The sequence below is a fragment of the Actinomadura darangshiensis genome (assembly GCF_004349235.1).
In the GTDB taxonomy this organism is placed as follows: Bacteria; Actinomycetota; Actinomycetes; order Streptosporangiales; family Streptosporangiaceae; genus Spirillospora; species Spirillospora darangshiensis.
In genome coordinates this window covers 1-15085 of sequence record NZ_SMKY01000222.1, presented here as the reverse complement: position 1 = coordinate 15085, position 15085 = coordinate 1, and the positions used below count along the sequence as shown (strand labels likewise).

The window sequence follows — 15085 nt, the reverse complement described above, 5'->3', positions numbered from 1 at the left end:
CGTCCCGACACCGGCGACGCCCCGCGCGCGGCCGGTCATCCATCCGACGCCGACCCCGACGCCCACGCCCACGCCGACCCCCCGTCCGGCCGTGTGGACGCCGGCGAAGCTCACCGCGCTGGACAAGCCCGTCCGGGAGCTCACCGAGCTCTCCCCGCCTCCCCCGGCGAAGTCGATCGCGCTCACCGTCGACGACGGCCCGAACCCCACCTGGACCCCGCGCATGCTCGACCTGCTGGCCGAGCACGAGATCCATGCCACGTTCTTCATCATCGGCGAGCAGGTGAAGGAGTGGCCGAAGCTCACCCGCCGCATCGCCGACGCCGGCCACCAGATCTGCAACCACACCGAGACGCACCCGATCACCATCGCGGGCATGTCGGCGAAGAAGGTCCGCAAGGAGATCGTCCAGGCGCACGACCGCATCGCCGACGTCACCGGCGTCGTCCCGCAGTTCTTCCGCTCCCCCGGCGGCGCCTGGTCGAAGACGGTCCTGGAGCTGGTCGCCGAGCACGGCATGCTCCCGATCGACTGGGCCGTCGACCCCCGCGACTGGTCCCGCCCCGGCGTCGGCCACATCCGCCGCACCCTCCTCAAGGGCAAGGCCGGCAACATCATGCTCTGCCACGACGGCGGCGGCGACCGCTCCCAGACCCTCAAGGCGCTGAAGACCGTCATCCCGAAGATGAAGAAGCGCGGCCTGACCTTCGTGGCCCTCTGATCCGGTCAGCGGAGGCCGGCGAAGAGGTCGGTTTCGGGAAGGCGGGTCTGCACGTGGGTGCGGGCCAGGTGGTAGTCCTCGGTGGGCCACACTTCGCGTTCGATGTCGCGCGGATGGGCCATGAATCCTGCGTTCGGGTCGATCTGGGTGGCGTGGGCTAGCAGGGCCTTGTCTCGGACGGCGAAATAGTCCGCGCAGTGGACGCGGGTGGTGATGTCGAGCTTGGGTGCCGTGTCGGGCCATTCGGCGAGGATTGGGGCGATGCCCGATTCCAGGCGGCGCTCGGTCATTCCATCGTGGAGGGCCTGGAACCACTCCTTGGAGAAGGCGCCCTGGTAGTAGAGCTTTGCGGGCCGCCATGGCGCCCCCGTCCCGGGGTAGCGCGCCGGGTCGGCGGACGCGTCGAACGCCTCCGCCGTCACCTCGTGCGTCTTGATGTGGTCCGGGTGCGGGTAGCCACCCGTCTCGTCGTAGGTGACGACCACGTGCGGGCGCAAGTCGCGGATGAGGGCCACGAGCGGGCGGGCCGCGTCGGCGAGGGGCGTCCGGGCGAAGCAGCCGTCCGGCAGGGGTTCGCCTTCGCCGGGCAGGCCCGAGTCGGTGAAGCCGAGGAACCGCTGCCGGACGCCGAGGATCTCCCGCGCCGCGTCCATCTCCGCGCGCCGGATGGCGGCGAGGTCCGCCCGGATCTCGGGCCGGTCCATCGCGGGGTTGAGGACGTCGCCGCGCTCCCCGCCCGTGCAGGTCGCGACCAGGACGTCCACCCCTTCGGCGGCGTACTCGGCGAGCGTGGCCGCACCCTTGCTCGACTCGTCGTCCGGGTGGGCGTGGACGCTCAGCAAACGGAACCTCATCGGTTCTCCTTCCGGGACGGGTAGAAGAGGGCGGGAATCAGGGTGATGGCGGAGAGGGCCACCGCCCACCGGAAGGTGTGGCCGTAGGCGGCGGCGGGGGCGTGGCCGTCCAGGGAGCGCTGGAGGACGACCGCGAGGACCGCCGTGCCGAGGGAGCCGCCGACCCTGTTGATCGTGTTGACGGCTCCGGCCGCGCGGGCGACCTCGTGCCGTTCGACCGCGGCGTAGATCGTGGCCATGCCGGGGGCCATCACGACGCCGAGGCCCGCCCCGCGGACGATCAGCGACGCCACCAGGAGCCAGCCGGCCGGGGACGAGCCGAGCTGGGTGAACGCGACCGTCCCGGCGAGGGTCAGCACGATGCCGGTGAGGATCAGCGGACGGGGTGCCAGGCGGTCGGTCAGGCGGCTGGCGAAGAACGTGGCGACGGCCGTCCCGAGGGCCTGCGGGGCGAGCAGGAGGCCCGCCTCCAGCGCGGACGCGTGCTCGACCTGCTGGTAGTAGAGCGGCAGCAGGAGCATGGAGCCGTAGAGCGCGGCACCCTGCAGGAAGGAGTTGGTCGTGGCGACCGCGAAGCCGCGGCGGGCGAAGAGGCGGAGATCGATCAGGGCGCTGGTCCGGCGGTGCAGCGCGTGGACGGCGTAGGCGATGACGAGGGCCGTCCCCGCCGCCAGCGAGGCGATGACGCGGGTGGCCGCGATGCCCTCGTCGCCGGCCTCGGAGAAGCCGTAGACGATCGCGGCCAGGCCCGGTGAGAGCAGCACGAGGCCCCGCACGTCCAGCCGCGTGCTCCCTCCGCGTCCGGTGTCGGCCGGGAGGTACCGGGCCGCGAGCAGCAGGGTCAGCAGGCCCAGCGGGACGTTGACCAGGAACATCCAGCGCCAGTCGAGCCTCTCCACGATCAGCCCGCCGGCGACCGGGCCGAGGACGGGCGCGAACGTCATCGGCAGGATCGTGATGCCGAAGACGCGCCCGAGGCGGGCGGGCCCGGCGGCCCGGACGACGATCGACTGCCCGATCGGCTGGATGAGGCCGCCGCCGACGCCCTGGAGCACCCGGAAGAGGATCAGGCTCCCGGCCGACCACGCGAGCCCGCAGAGCGCGGATCCGGCGGCGAACAGGGCGATCGAGAGCATCCACATCGAGCGGGCGCCGAACCGGTCGCTCGCCCAGCCCGCCAGCGGCATCACCATCGAGATGGCGAGCAGGTAGCCGGCCGACACCCATTGCAGCGTGGCGAGCGGGCTGTGGAAGTCGCGGGCGACCGAGTCGAGGCCGACGGTCACGATCGTCGTGTCGAGCAGCGCGAGGATCGGGCCGAGGACCAGCACGAACGAGGTCTTCAGCAGAGCCGGGTCGAGCCGGTCCGGCGGTTTCACCGCCACCGCGGGCGCGGTCATGGACACCTCCAAGTGAGTATGACGGACCTAAATTTAGATCCGTCATACTCACTTGGTCAAGCCTATTTTTAGGTTTGACCTACCTTTGTCCGACGAGCGGAGGCGCCGGCGCCGGTTCCGCCGCGGGCTCCTCGCCGTGCGAGATGCGCGGCAGCCACTCCAGCCAGCGCGGCAGATACCAGTTCGAGCGGCCCAGCAGGGACATCACGGCGGGCAGCAGCACCACCCGCACGACCGTCGCGTCGATCAGGACGGCGACCGCCAGCCCGACGCCCAGCTGCTTGAAGTCCTGCATCGAGAGCGTCCCGAAGATCCCGAACGTGGCGATCATGATGACGGCGGCGCTGGTCACGACGCCGGCCGTCGCCCGCACGCCCTCCCGCACGGCGCGGGTGGTGTCCAGGCCCCGGTCGTAGGCCTCGCGGATCCGGGACACGACGAACACGTGGTAGTCCATCGACAGCCCGAACAGGACGACGAGCACGAACAGCGGGATCCACGACTCCAGCGCGCCGGCGCCCGTCGTCCCGACCAGGAAGTCGCCCCAGCCGTGCTGGAACACCGCGACCATCACCCCGTACGCGGCGCCGACCGACAGCAGGTTCAGCACGATCGCGCTGGCCGCGATCAGCGGCGACCGGAAGAAGATCAGCATCAGCAGGAACGTGGCGCCCATGACGAACAGGAACACCGGCACCGTGTTCGACCCGAGCTTGTCGTTGTAGTCGACCGACCAGGCGAGCTGCCCGCTCACCGGCGCCTCGCCGACCCGTCCGACCGTCCGCGGGACGATCCGCTCCCGCAGCGTCTCCAGCGCGTGCTTGGACATGTCGTCCGAGCCCGTCCCGGCGAGCGGCACGTCGATCTCGGCGACGTTCGCGCGGTCGTGCACGGTGACGTCGATCGGCTCGTTCATCTCGCCGGACGCGACGGCCTGCCGCTTCAGTTCGGCGATCGCCGCCGCCACCCGCGGCGCGTTGATGTCGTCGGCCTTCAGCACCACTTCCGCGGGCTCAGGGTTGCCGGGGAACGCCGTGTTCAGCCGCGTGTAGGTCTGCGCGATCTCCTCGCCGGGCGGGATCTGCTGGTCGATGCCGAGCCGCTCGGTCTTCATGCCGAGCGCGGGCGCCGCCAGGGCGAGCAGCAGCCCCGCCGACAGCAGCGCCGCGATCCCGGGCCGCGCCAAGACCGGCTTCAGCACCGTCCCCACCACTCCGGCGCGCCCCTCGCGGCGCCGGCGCGGCAGGCGGACGCGGCCGAAGTCGACCTTGTCGCCGAGCAGGGACAGCAGCGCCGGCAGGACGGTCACCGACCCGAGCATCGCGATGCACACCACGAGGATCGTCGCGATCGCGAAGCCCTTGAACAGCATCAGCCCGGACAGGAACATCCCCGCCATCGCCACCATCACGGTGATCCCGGAGACGAGCACCGAGCGGCCCGAGGTGGCGGCGGCGATCGCCAGGGCCGTCTCCCGGTCCCGGCCCCTGGCCCGCTCCTCGCGCTCCCGCTGCAGGTAGAACAGGCAGTAGTCGACGCCGACCGCGAGGCCCATCAGCAGCGTCACCGAGTTCACCATCTCGTCGACGTGCATCGCGTGGCTGGCGACCGCGAGGAGCCCGCCGGCGGCGAGGAACGCGGTGAACGCCAGCACCACGGGCAGGACGGCCGCGAGCAGCGCCCCGAACGCGACGAGCAGGATGCCGAGCGCGAGCGGCACCGCCGTCATCTCGGCCCGCTTGAAGTCGCTGCCGAGCGCCTCGTCGAACCAGGCGTCGGCCGTCGCGCCGCCGAACTCCCCGATCCGCACGGACGGGTTGTCCCGCTGCGCCTTGCCCACCGCGTCCTGGATCGCGGGCAGCGGGTCCGGGGCGGAGTCCGGAACCTCCTTGACGGTGAACTGGACGATCACGTTGTGCCGGTCCTTGGCCACCACGTCCGGCCGCAGATCGGTGATCTTGCCGGTGGCCTGGACGCCGGCGCGCACCGCCGCCACCGCCCGCGTCATCTCGGCGGAGCCGGCCGCACCGCCCGAGATCAGCACCGTCTCCTGGTCGGGATCGTCGATCCCGGCGTCCTCGATGATCTGCGCGGCCCGCGCCGACTGCCCGGTGCCCTGCTCGTGCTCCGCCATCGTGACCTGGCCGACGGCCCCGCCGAGCACCGCGGCCACGACGACGAACAGCAGCCAGCCGAGGATGGCGGTCATGCGGTGCCGCGCGCTCCAGCCTCCGAGCGCCGCGGCGAGGTTCCGTTTCATGGGGTTCCCCTGAGTGGTCGTATGCGGGATGACACCCAACGACGCTATGAAGCGGGCCCCCAGGGCGACATGGCTCTAGACGGCGTCCGGCGGTGTACTCAACTACACCCCCAGGTCGGGTTGCGGGCACACTGTGTTCCGGGGCGGCCGCCAGAAGACTGGACTCCAGACGGCAAGCGACCCCTGGAGGACCCCGGTGAACGGTGAACTGGTGAAAGAGACGCGATTGCAGCAGCACGTCCGCGCCCCGTGGCGCGGGCTGGCGCTGATGTTCCTGGGCATCCCCGCCTCACTGGTGGGCCTCTGGTTCATCACGGTGGTCTCGATGATCACGAGCTTCATCGGGGTGCTGCTGTTCCCGGCCGCGACGATGCTGCTGCGCTCCCGGCTCGACACCTACCGGGAGCGGATCAACAAGTGGACCGATGTCCAGATCCAGCGGCCCTACCTGCCGGAACCCAAGGCGGAGCCCGGCCTGAGCGGCATGTTCAAGCGGTTCGTCGCGCTGATCTCCGACCCGGCGACCTGGCGCGACTACCTCTGGGTCGTCGCGGACCCGATCGTCTCGATCTTCACCGCGGCGCTGCCCGGCCTGCTGATCCTGTACGGGATCTGGGGATACGTCCTCGCGGCGTTCGCCGGCGGGATGATCGGCCACTACGGCGGCAGCGACTGGTACGCCTACATCCACGTCACGGAGGGCTACGACCAGGACGTCGCGCGGATCGTCTCCACGGTGTTCGTCGCCACCCTCTGCATCGCCGTCGGGTTCCTCATCGGCCCGAAGATGATGAACGTCTACGGGCACTGGGGCCGCACCATCCTCGGCCCGACGAGGAAGTCGGAGCTGGCGCTGCGCGTCCAGCACCTCACCGAGACCCGGTCGGACGCCGTGGACGCCTCCGCGGCCGAGCTGCGCCGCATCGAGCGGGACCTGCACGACGGCGCCCAGGCCCGGCTCGTCGCCATGGGCATGACGCTCGGCGCGATCGAGCACCTGCTCGACAAGGACCCGGAGAAGGCCCGCTTCCTGCTCGCCCAGACCCGCGAGTCGTCCGCGACGGCGCTGCACGAGCTGCGCGACCTCGTCCGCGGCATCCACCCGCCGGTGCTCGCCGACCGCGGCATCGGGGACGCGGTCAAGGCCCTCGCGCTCGACCACCCGATGAACGTCGAGGTGTCCGCCGACCTTCCGTCCCGGCCCGAGCCGCCGGTCGAGTCCGCCGCCTATTTCGCGGTGTCGGAGATCCTCACCAACGCGGCCAAGCACTCCGGCGCGTCCCGCGTCTGGGTCGACATGGGGTACGAGCACGACAACCTGCGCATCACGGTCACCGACGACGGCCGCGGCGGCGCGTCCATGGACGCCGGCAGCGGGTTGCGCGGGATCGAGCGGCGTATCGGTACATTCGACGGGATCCTCGCCCTCAACTCGCCGGTGGGCGGCCCGACGATCGTGACCCTGGAGCTGCCGTGCGCGTTGTCCTCGCCGAAGACCTCGCCCTCCTGAGAGAAGGGCTCGTCAGCCTCCTGGAGTCGCACGACTTCGAGATCGCGGCCGCCGTCGACAACGGCCCGTCCCTGCTGAAGGCACTGCTCGACCACCGCCCGGACGTGGCGGTGGTCGACGTGCGTCTGCCGCCGTCCTTCACCGACGAGGGCCTCCAGGCCGCGCTGGAGGCCCGCCGGCAGGTTCCGGGCCTGCCCGTCCTCGTGCTGTCGCAGTACGTCGAGCAGCTCTACGCCCGCGAGCTGCTCGCCGACGGCACCGGCGCCATCGGCTACCTGCTGAAGGACCGGGTGTTCGACGCCGAGCAGTTCGTGGACGCCGTCCGGCGGGTCGCCGGGGGCGGCACCGCGATGGACCCGGAGGTCATCTCCCGGCTCGTCGCCACCAGCACCCGCGACACGCCCCTCGCCCGCCTCACCCCGCGCGAGACCGAGGTGCTGGAACTGATGGCGCAGGGGCGCTCGAACGCGGCGATCGCGGAGAAGCTCGTCGTCACCGAACGGGCCGTCACCAAGCACACCGCGAACATCTTCACCAAGCTGGACCTGCCGGTCACGGGCGACGACAACCGGCGCGTCCTCGCCGTCCTCACCTACCTCAACCGCTGACGCATCCCACCGGGGGCGCGGCGGGTGGCGTAGTCTGCCCCGCGAGCTGGCCCCCGGGAGGGCGCGATGACGGTGATCCTCGTTCTGCTGTGCCTGGCGATCGCCGGGCGGGAGCTGTACCTGGCGTTCGAGCGCAAACGCACGCCCGGCGCCCCGGAGATCGCCGACATCCGCACGCAGCTCCGCGCGCTCAAGGGCACGCGGGACGAGCTGGAGGGCTTCCGCGCGTCCCAGCGCGAGCGCCTCGACCGGCTCACCGCCGAGCAGGACCGCGACCGGGAGGCGCTCGCCGAGACCGACGGCCGGATCAGGTCGCTGATCACGCAGATCAACGACCGGGTGCTGCCGGACGTCAGCGGCCGGCTCAAACAGCAGCGCGAGGCCGCCGACGAGCAGCGGGACGCCGTCGCGCGGCTGGCCGCCGAGGTCGCCGGGCTCCGCGCGCACCTCGTCGGGCGGCTCGACCAGGCCGCCGCCGCGTCCCTCGGCGCCGACCCCGCCGACCTCGTCGCCGGCGCCCTCACCGTCACGCCGGCATCGGCACGGCCGTCGCTGACCGGCCCGTTCGAGCGGTTCGCGGCGCAGCACGGGCTGCGCGTCGAGCTGACCGACCGGGACCGCTACTTCCTGTCCGGACGCAGCCCGCGCGGCCTCGAACGCGACTTCACCGACCTCGTCGCCGGGCTGCGCGACAACTGCCCGGAGGCGGCGGGCACGGCGCGGACCCTGCTCGGCGCGCTGCGCGACATCGAGCGGGGCGGCGCGCAGATCGGCCCGTTCCTGATCGTCCGGACACCCGAGTCGCTGGTGTGCGGGGTGCTGCCGCTCGCCGAGCTGCGCCGCCCGGAGACCGCCCGGCCGCTGGACGACCCGTCCGGCGCGGCCCTGCGCCTGCACCGCCTGCCGGAGGGCAGGTTCTGCGACCTGTCCGCCTTCAGCGTGTGGGAGAGGTCCAGCTGAAGGCGGGCGCGCGGCGTTCGAGGAACGCGGCGATGCCCTCCTCGACCTCGCCGCTCGCGGCGACCTCCGCGAGCCACCGCCCCACCCTCTCCTCGACGGGACCCGCGGCGACGATCGCGTCCACGATGTCCTTGGTCGCCCGCTGGGTGAGCAGGGACCGGGACGCGAGCGTCTCGGTGAACGCCGCGACCCGGTCGCGCAGCCCGCCGGACGGGACGACCTCGTCCAGCAGCCCGACGCGGAGCGCGTGCGCGGCGTCGACCAGGTCGGCCGAGTACAGCAGGTACTTCGCGGCGGCCGGGCCCACGAGATGGACGAGCCGCGCCGTCGCGGCGGCCGGATAGACGATGCCGAGCTTGGCCGGGGTGATCCCGAACCGCGCGCCGTCCGCCGCGAACCGCAGGTCGCAGGCCGCCGCGAGCTGGCAGCCGCCGCCCACGCAGTACCCCTCGATCGCGGCGAGGGACGGCTTCGGGAACGCGGCGAGCGCCCGCTCGGCGACCGTCGACAGGTGCGAGTCGTCGTCGCGGTGGATGTCGGCCAGCTCGGAGATGTCGGCGCCCGCGCAGAAGTTCCCGCCCGCGCCGGTCAGCACCGCGACCCGGACGGCCGGATCCTCCGCCAGCTCGTCCAGGATGCCGGGCAGCGCCCGCCACATGTCCGCCGACATGGCGTTCCGCTTGGCCGGCCGGTCGATCACGACCGTCCCCACCCCGTCCGCGACCGAGAACCTCAGCCCGTCGCCCAATCGTCCTCCCTCGACCGCCGCCGCGCCGCTCATCGTATGCGGCCACCACCCGCCCGCTGGAACCCGGGAGGCTCCCGCGGAGTCATACCGGTCGTCAGCCCGCGAAAGTTGTCACCGACCTCCGGGAATGCGAAGGCGGCCCGGATTGCTGTATCCTCCAGGCAGTGTCCTCGGATTTCCGCGACTCGCGTCGAGGACGTTTCTTCCCCGCCCGGGCCATCTGAGCGCCCGGTGACTTTTCCGGCTCGGCACGCAGGTCAGCGTGCGGGGCCGCCGCACAAGGGAGCCGTCGTCAGCCCGGTGAACCGAGCTGCATTTCTCGCATTCCCCTCGCGTACGCGCCGCGGGTTCCGCCGCCGTACGCGGGCATCGACTTCGGGTGGCGCGGACCGTTCCGCGCCCGCCTGAGAAGGGACCCACATGTCCGCTTCCACACTCACCACCGAACCTCCCGCCACCGAACCTCCCAGCACCGAACCTCCCAGCACGGGCCGCCGGCAGCAGGCGCGCGGCTCGCACGCCGTCACCGCGCAGAGCGCCCGCAAGGGCGGGCAGCAGCAGGGGAGGCGCCCCGCCGACGAGACGCCCGTCGTCCCGTTCCAGGGCATCCTCTCCGTCCAGGACAAGCACGCTTTCGTCCGCACGTCCGGCTACCTCGCCGGCCCCGACGACGTGCACGTCTCACTCGCCCAGGTCAAGACGTACCACCTGCGGTCCGGCGACATCGTCTCCGGGACCGCCAAGGCGCCCAAGTCGAACCGGGAGAAGTTCGGCTCCCTCGCCCGCGTCGAGTCCGTGAACGGGCTCCCCGTGGCGGAGGCGGCGAACCGGCCCGAGTTCGGCAAGCTCACCCCGCTGTTCCCGGACGAGCGCCTCCGCCTCGACACCGGCCCCCTCGCGACCCGCGTCATCGACCTGGTCGCGCCGGTCGGCAAGGGGCAGCGCGGCCTCATCGTGTCGCCGCCGAAGGTCGGCAAGACGATGGTCCTGCAGTCCCTCGCGAACGCGATCGCGCAGAACAACCCCGAAGTGCACCTCATGGTCGTGCTCATCGACGAGCGGCCCGAAGAGGTCACCGACCTGCAGCGGTCCGTCACCGGCGAGGTGATCCACTCGACGTTCGACCGGCCCGCGCAGGACCACACCGCGCTCGCCGAGCTCGCCGTCGAGCGGGCCAAGCGGCTCGTCGAGCAGGGCCACGACGTGGTCATGCTGCTCGACTCCATCACCCGGCTCGGCCGCGCCTACAACCTGGCGGCGCCGTCCAGCAGCCGGATCCTCGCCGGCGGCGTCGCGACGACCGCGATCTACCCGCCGAAGAAGTTCTTCGGCGCCGCCCGCAACATCGAGGACGGCGGCTCGCTCACCATCCTCGCCACCGCGCTGGTGGAGACGGGGTCCCGCATGGACGACGTCTTCTTCGAGGAGTACAAGGGCACCGGCAACATGGAGCTGAAGCTCGACCGGGGCCTCGCCGACCGCCGCGTCTTCCCCGCCGTCGACATCGAGGCGTCCGGCACCCGCCGCGACGAGCTGCTCATGTCGCCGGAGGAGCTCGCCCTCTCCTGGCGCCTCCGCCGCGCACTCCAGGGAATGGAGAGGCAGCAGGCCGTCGAGCAGCTCCTGGAGAAGATGAAGGGCACCGCGTCCAACGCCGAGTTCCTGCTGCGCCTCCAGCAGACGACCTGACGCTAGTCGGCCTCCTCGGGCCTGAACGACTTCAGGATCCTGTCGTAGAGGCGCTGGCCCGGCGTCCAGTCCTGGTCGGGCGCGTGGAAGCAGAACTCGTACCCGGCCGCGCGGCCGCACAGCACGTGCCGGACCGCCCGGCGACCGTCGTCCCGCCAGGTGAACTCCCATTCGGCGCCGCCGGCGATGACCTCCGGAACCAGTTCGAGCCGCAGCCGGTGGTAGCCGGGATAGCGGTGCTCCGCCAGCGCGCCGCGCTCCTGCGCGCGCAGCCCGGAGAGGGGATCGCCGGGGGCCGGGGAGATCCACAGTCCCCGCCGCGAATCGGTGTCCTTCCAGGTCATGACCTTGCCGTGCCGGTCGGCCTGCCACCCCGCCGGCACCCGCACCGAGTAGGCGCCCGCCTCGTGGTACTTCGCCGTCTTGGCCGTCACGCCCGCCGCCGGCCGCAGCGCGACCGCGTCGCCCTTGCCGACCGACGTCCAGCGGGCCGCCCACGTGCCCGTCCCGGCCGCGAGCGCCGCGAGGACCGCCACGCTGGCGACCGCCCCCGGCCGCAGCCGCCGCCCCGGCGGCAGTTCCGGAAGGCCCCACCGGCCGCGCCGCGACCCGCACGGCGGACTACCGGGCGCCCTGTCTCCAGTGGAGGGGCGACCCCCCACACCCCCCGCCGGCTCCCTCCGCTCCGCCGGCGCTCCACTCCGGAAACCGGGCGCCTTCGCGCTCCGCAGCGTCCACGGCACGCGCGGACCCCGGAAGACGCGCTCCTTTCGGTCACCCAATGTGACACGGTGCGGCGAGAAACGGCGCTGCCGCGGGACCGTGGCGCGCGTAACACCCGGTTCCGGGACGGTTCCGATTACTTTCTGCAACAATTCCGCCGTTGCCTCGGCCGTCAATCTGTCATCCGGAGACTGGCGCAGCAGTCCCTCGATGACGGGAGTGAGCGGCCCGGCCCTTACCGGCCGCACATAGTCGCCCAATAGCACCGCCACCATCGACGCGAGCGCGTGGCAGCGCAGGAACGGCGAGAATCCCTCGATGGCCGTGTAAAGCGTCGCGCCGAGCGACCACAGGTCGGACGCCTCCACGCTCGGCAGCCCGTGCACCCGCTCCGGCGGAAGGTAGGCGGGCGAGCCCTCGATGCCGGCGAGCAGCGTGTCGGCCGGCTCCCGGCCCTTGCCGTTGTGCACGGCGAGGCCGAAGTCGCTGAGCAGCACCCGCCCGTCGTCGCAGATCAGGACGTTGCTCGGCTTGACGTCGCGGTGCAGGATGCCCGCCGAATGCGACGTGCGCAGCACCGACAGGACGGCCGCGCCGATCTCCGCCGTCCGGCGCACGCCGAGCGGCCCGTCCTCGGCCACCAGGCGGTTCAGGGAGCACGACTCCACGAACTCCATGACGATCCAGGGCCGGTCCTCCTCGACGATGAGGTCGTGGACGGCGACCACGCCGGGATGCCGCAGTGCCGCAGTGGCGCGCGCCTCCGAAAGGAGCCGCCTGCACATCACCTTGCGTTCGCCTTCGGTGATGCGCGAGGGGAGATGCACCTCCTTCACCGCGACGTCCCGGTCAAGCATCTCGTCATACGCCCGCCAGACGGTGCCCATCCCGCCTCTGCCGACAACAGAGAGCAGGCGATACCGGCGCGCAAGCGATATCCGCAGATCCCCACTCATGCGGAGGTTAATCGCCGGAACGCGGTTAAGACACGCTCCCTCGCCATCAATTGATTCTTGACCGGTGCGCGCCGGGGAAAGTGCGGCCGGACGTGGTATGGCAGGGAATTACCCGAGCACGCTCCGCGCCCACTTGTAGTCGGACTTGCCGACCGCCGTGCGCTGCACCTCGTCCACCACCGTGATCTGCCGCGGCAGCTTGTAGCCGGCGAGGCGGCCCCGGCAGTACTCGGTCAGCTCCTCCAGCGTCACCGTCGCACCGGGCCGCGGCGCGACGACGGCGGCGACGCGCTGCCCGAACCGCTCGTCGGGGAGGCCCACGACCACCGCGTCCTCCACGCCGGGGTGGTCCTTGAGCGCGACCTCGACCTCCTCCGGGTAGACCTTCTCGCCGCCCGTGTTGATCACCAGTGAGCCGCGGCCGAGCAGGACGATCGTGCCGTCCTCCTCCAGGCTCGCGAAGTCGCCGGGGATCGACCAGCGGGTGCCGTCGGCGGCGGTGAAGAACGTCGACGCCGTCTTGGCCGGGTCGTTGTAGTAGCCGAGCGGGATGTTGCCGCTGCGCGCGAGCCTGCCGATCTCGCCGGGCTCGACGACGTTCAGGTCGTCGTCCAGGACGGTGATGCCCGGCTTCATCATGAACCGGGCCGTCCCCTCCTTGCCGCCGACGGACGGCCCGCACGCCCCCGTCTCCGAGGCGCCGTAGTTGTCGAGGAACAGAACGTTCGGCAGGTGCTCCTGCAGCGCCGCCTTGGCGCCCTCGGTCAGCGGCGCGCCCCCGGACGCGATCGCCATCAGCGAGGACGTGTCGTGGTCCCCGGTGGCCAGCGCCTTGGCGACCGGCCGCGCCATCACGTCCCCGACCAGCATCAGCACGTTCGCCTGCTCCTCCGCGAGCAGCCGCAGCGCCTTGTCGGCGTCGAACGCGTGGTCGGTGTAAAGGACGACCTTGGCGCCCGTGAACAGGCCCATGAACGCGACCCATTGGCCGGCGCCGTGCATGACGGGGGCGCAGTCGAGGATGGCCATCGCGGGCTGGTCGGCGTTGGCGGCCAGCTCCTCCGGGCTGCCGATCGGGTCGCCGAGGGCGTTCCCGCCCCCCAGCGCGCCGAAGAAGATGTCCTCGCAGCGCCACTCGACGCCCTTTGGGTAGCCCGTCGTGCCGCCCGTGTACATGATGTAGCGGTCGTCGCTCGACCGCTCCGGGAAGTCGTCGCCGGGGCCGCCCTCCGCGAGCGCCTTCTCGTACTCGACCGCGTCGGGAATCTCCGCCGCGGACCCGTCCTCCAGGACGGCCACATGCCGCAGCTTCGGCAGTTCCCCGCGGATCTCCTCCACCTTCGCCAAGAGCGAACGCTCGCCGATCAGCGCGACCGAGTCGGAGTCGGCGAGCACGTGCCGCAGCTCGGCGGCGACGTACCGGAAGTTCACCGGGACCGGCACCGCGCGGATCTTGAACGCGCCGACCATCGCCTCGATCCACTCCACCCGGTTGTAGGCGAGGATCGCGACATGCTCGCCCGGCCGCACGCCGGCCGCCGCCAGATGGTGCCCGACCCGGCTCGCACGCTCGCTGAGCTGCCGATACGTGCGCCGCTCGTCCCCCGCGACCAGGGCGGGGCGGTCCGGCCCCGCCGCGGCGAGGATCTCGATCAGGTCGGCCAGGTTGTAGCTTCGCGCCATGCCACGTCCTCGCGTGTCGGGGTGGGGGACCCTCTCGATCCTCCACGTGGACGCCCGGGGAACTCAATCCGTATTGGCGTCCGGTCCAATGAGATGAGTCACAGCCCACATGCCCTCATCCGGCCACATCCATGGTCCTTACACGGCTCTTATCTGGGTACCGGCATGCTTGGCCGTAACGATTCAGTATCAGACGGGGGTAGTGGTGAGCGCAGGCGCGATGGCGTGGACCCCGCCGACATGGGAGCAGATAGTCAGCGAGCACTCGACCAGGGTGTTCCGGCTCGCGTACCGGCTGACCGGCAACCGGCACGACGCCGAGGACCTGACCCAGGACGTCTTCATCCGGGTCTTCCGGTCGCTGTCGTCCTACAGTCCCGGCACGTTCGAGGGCTGGCTGCACCGGATCACGACGAACCTGTTCCTCGACCGCGCCCGGCGCAAGCAGCGCATCCGGTTCGACGCCCTCGGCGACGACGCGGCCGAACGCCTGCAGGGCCGCGAGCCGTCCCCGGCGCAGGCCTACGACGACCGGCACCTCGACCACGACATCCAGAAGGCCCTCGACGGCCTCGCCCCCGAGTACCGCGCCGCCGTCGTCCTGTGCGACATCGAGGGCCTCTCCTACGAGGAGATCGCCGCGTCCCTGGACGTCAAGCTCGGCACCGTCCGGTCCCGCATCCACCGCGGCCGCGCCCAGCTCCGCAACGCCCTGGAGCACCGCCGCCCGGCCGAATGCACCCGGTGAGCCTTATTGGACGCAGTGACGAACATCACTAGTGACCACTGAGTAACTTCCGGCCTACCCTTCGCCCGTGGACATCGTCTTCGAGCGCCGCGGCGAGGGGCCGCCCCTCGTCCTGCTGCACGGCATCGGCCACCGCCGCCAAGGCTGGGCACCCGTCATGGACGTGCTCGCCGCCGAACGCGACGTCATCGCGGTCGACCTGCCCGGCTTCGGCGACTCCCCGCC

Annotated in this window: 12 protein-coding genes and 1 pseudogene; 7 read left to right on the top strand and 6 right to left on the bottom strand. The window is 71.7% G+C overall.

Going from position 1 to position 15085, the window contains the following annotated elements; all coding sequences use genetic code 11:
• Positions 1 to 721: polysaccharide deacetylase family protein (locus E1293_RS33980; protein WP_132201958.1), on the top strand; the 721-nt coding region annotated here is incomplete at its 5' end.
• A 5-nt stretch (positions 722 to 726) separates the two neighbouring features.
• Here E1293_RS33980 and mca read toward each other — a convergent pair.
• The 3 genes from mca to E1293_RS33965 all read right to left on the bottom strand — a co-directional run bounded on the left by mca (position 727) and on the right by E1293_RS33965 (position 5235).
• Positions 727 to 1575 carry a mycothiol conjugate amidase Mca gene (gene mca / locus E1293_RS33975; protein ID WP_132201956.1) on the bottom strand — a complete coding sequence of 283 codons (849 nt, stop codon included), beginning with the start codon at positions 1573 to 1575 and terminating at the stop codon, positions 727 to 729.
• Positions 1572 to 2975 (bottom strand): DHA2 family efflux MFS transporter permease subunit, encoded by a 1404-nt coding sequence (locus E1293_RS33970; RefSeq protein ID WP_132201954.1) that lies wholly within the window; start codon positions 2973 to 2975, stop codon positions 1572 to 1574. The genes mca and E1293_RS33970 overlap by 4 nt, the downstream gene beginning before the upstream one ends.
• Before the next feature lie 79 nt (positions 2976 to 3054).
• Positions 3055 to 5235: an MMPL family transporter gene (locus E1293_RS33965; RefSeq protein WP_132201952.1), complete on the bottom strand. Its 2181-nt coding sequence runs from the start codon at positions 5233 to 5235 to the stop codon at positions 3055 to 3057.
• Positions 5236 to 5431: 196 nt separating this feature from the next.
• Between E1293_RS33965 and E1293_RS33960 the strand changes: the two genes are divergently transcribed.
• From E1293_RS33960 to E1293_RS47895, 3 genes are all read left to right on the top strand, one after another.
• The gene (locus tag E1293_RS33960) at positions 5432 to 6745 is read left to right on the top strand and encodes a sensor histidine kinase (protein ID WP_243716923.1); all 1314 of its coding nucleotides are present in this window, start codon (positions 5432 to 5434) and stop codon (positions 6743 to 6745) included.
• The gene (locus tag E1293_RS33955) at positions 6709 to 7353 is read left to right on the top strand and encodes a response regulator (protein ID WP_132201950.1); all 645 of its coding nucleotides are present in this window, start codon (positions 6709 to 6711) and stop codon (positions 7351 to 7353) included. The genes E1293_RS33960 and E1293_RS33955 overlap by 37 nt, the downstream gene beginning before the upstream one ends.
• A gap of 66 nt (positions 7354 to 7419) precedes the next feature.
• Positions 7420 to 8313 (top strand): coiled-coil domain-containing protein, encoded by an 894-nt coding sequence (locus E1293_RS47895; protein WP_165978517.1) that lies wholly within the window; start codon positions 7420 to 7422, stop codon positions 8311 to 8313.
• On the opposite strand, the gene E1293_RS33945 is transcribed toward E1293_RS47895, so the two are convergent.
• The gene (locus E1293_RS33945; RefSeq protein WP_132201948.1) at positions 8288 to 9061 is read right to left on the bottom strand and encodes an enoyl-CoA hydratase/isomerase family protein; all 774 of its coding nucleotides are present in this window, start codon (positions 9059 to 9061) and stop codon (positions 8288 to 8290) included. The two genes, E1293_RS47895 and E1293_RS33945, sit on opposite strands and share 26 nt — an antisense overlap.
• Positions 9062 to 9550: 489 nt before the next feature.
• Between E1293_RS33945 and rho the strand changes: the two are divergent.
• Positions 9551 to 10750 (top strand): annotated as a pseudogene (gene rho / locus E1293_RS33940) (transcription termination factor Rho); the annotation flags it as partial.
• A 2-nt stretch (positions 10751 to 10752) separates the two neighbouring features.
• On the opposite strand, the gene E1293_RS33935 reads toward rho, so the two are convergent.
• On the bottom strand, positions 10753 to 12429 hold the full coding sequence (locus E1293_RS33935; RefSeq protein ID WP_132201944.1) for a serine/threonine-protein kinase: 1677 nt from the start codon (positions 12427 to 12429) through the stop codon (positions 10753 to 10755).
• Positions 12430 to 12537: 108 nt separating this feature from the next.
• Positions 12538 to 14112 (bottom strand): acyl-CoA synthetase, encoded by a 1575-nt coding sequence (locus E1293_RS33930; RefSeq protein ID WP_132201942.1) that lies wholly within the window; start codon positions 14110 to 14112, stop codon positions 12538 to 12540.
• Between the two features lie 220 nt (positions 14113 to 14332).
• Between E1293_RS33930 and sigE the strand changes: the two genes are divergently transcribed.
• Both sigE and E1293_RS33920 read left to right on the top strand, forming a co-directional pair.
• Complete coding sequence (gene sigE / locus E1293_RS33925; protein WP_132201960.1) at positions 14333 to 14860, top strand: RNA polymerase sigma factor SigE; 528 nt, start codon at positions 14333 to 14335, stop codon at positions 14858 to 14860.
• A 67-nt stretch (positions 14861 to 14927) separates the two neighbouring features.
• The coding region (locus E1293_RS33920; RefSeq protein ID WP_132201940.1) for an alpha/beta fold hydrolase at positions 14928 to 15085 on the top strand (158 nt) is incomplete at its 3' end.

Bases quoted from the DNA above. Each gene is read 5' to 3' on its own strand.
- mca (WP_132201956.1), bottom strand. From the start codon at position 1,575: ATGAGGTTCCGTTTGCTGAGCGTCCACGCCCACCCGGACGACGAGTCG.
- E1293_RS33970 (WP_132201954.1), bottom strand. From the start codon at position 2,975: ATGACCGCGCCCGCGGTGGCGGTGAAACCGCCGGACCGGCTCGACCCG.
- E1293_RS33965 (WP_132201952.1), bottom strand. From the start codon at position 5,235: ATGAAACGGAACCTCGCCGCGGCGCTCGGAGGCTGGAGCGCGCGGCAC.
- E1293_RS47895 (WP_165978517.1), top strand. From the start codon at position 7,420: ATGACGGTGATCCTCGTTCTGCTGTGCCTGGCGATCGCCGGGCGGGAG.
- E1293_RS33935 (WP_132201944.1), bottom strand. From the start codon at position 12,429: ATGAGTGGGGATCTGCGGATATCGCTTGCGCGCCGGTATCGCCTGCTC.
- E1293_RS33930 (WP_132201942.1), bottom strand. From the start codon at position 14,112: ATGGCGCGAAGCTACAACCTGGCCGACCTGATCGAGATCCTCGCCGCG.
- sigE (WP_132201960.1), top strand. From the start codon at position 14,333: ATGGCGTGGACCCCGCCGACATGGGAGCAGATAGTCAGCGAGCACTCG.